Genomic DNA, 1017 nt, shown 5'->3' on the forward strand with positions numbered 1-1017 from the left:
AGCCGACCATGACGGCCGCGAGCGTCGCCGCCACATGGGCGCTGCTCAGCCCGAAGATCACCGTACGCTGGTCGTTCGAGAGCCGGAAGGTCTTTTGCGTGAAATAGGCCGCGAGGAATTTCGCGAGCGTAATCAGGGCGATCATCACCAGCGCCACTTCGATGCTCTCCCAGTCGCGGAAGAACGCCCGGTAGTCGATGAGCATGCCCACGCCGATCAGAAAGAAGGGGATGAAGATGGCGTTTCCCACGAATTCGATCCTGTTCATCAGGGGCGAGGTGCGGGGGATCTGGCGGTTGAGGGCCAGTCCCGAGAGGAAGGCGCCGATGATCGGCTCCAGCCCGGCCATGTGGGCGAGGTAGGCTCCCAGGAATACCATCGCCAGCACGAAGATATACTGCGATACGCTGTCGCTGCAATGTTTGAAGAACCAGTGCGCCAGCAGCGGGAACAGGAACAGGATGATGCCGATCGAGAGCAGTACCGAGGCGCTGAGCCTCCACCAGAATGTTTCGTCGACATTGCCCGTGGCCATCCCGACGATGACCGTGAGCAGCAGCAGGGCGAGCGTGTCGGTGATGACCGTGCCGCCGACCGCGATCGTGACGGCCTTGTCGCGCGAGATGCCGAGTTTGCTGACGATGGGGTAGGCGATGAGGGTTTGCGAGGCGAAGAGCCCGGCCAGCAGGATCGAGGAGTAAATCGGGAAGCCCAGGATGTAATACCCGGCCAGGATGCCGAGCCCGAGCGGCACGCAGAAGGTGTAGAGCCCGAAGATGAGGCTGCGCCAGCTGTTTTTCTTGAAATCGGACATGTCCATGTCCAGCCCCGACAGGAACATGATGTACAGGAGGCCGGCCGTTCCCGAGAGGATGATGCTGCTATCGCGCAGAACCAGGTTCAGGCCGTGGGGGCCGATCACCGCACCTGCGATGATGAGCCCCAGCAAATAGGGGATTTTGAGTTTGTTCAGTAACAACGGTGCCGCCAGAATGATAACCAGGATCAGCAGGAATT

1 protein-coding gene is annotated in these 1017 nt (G+C 60.5%); it reads right to left on the reverse strand.

Annotation, left to right across the window (positions count from 1 at the left end):
• On the reverse strand, positions 1-1017 hold a 1017-nt coding region (locus QVP03_RS10740), incomplete at both ends, for a cation:proton antiporter (RefSeq protein WP_288210770.1).

Origin of the sequence: Alistipes sp. CAG:29 (assembly GCF_000435435.1) — a bacterium.
Lineage (GTDB): Bacteria > Bacteroidota > Bacteroidia > Bacteroidales > Rikenellaceae > Alistipes > Alistipes onderdonkii.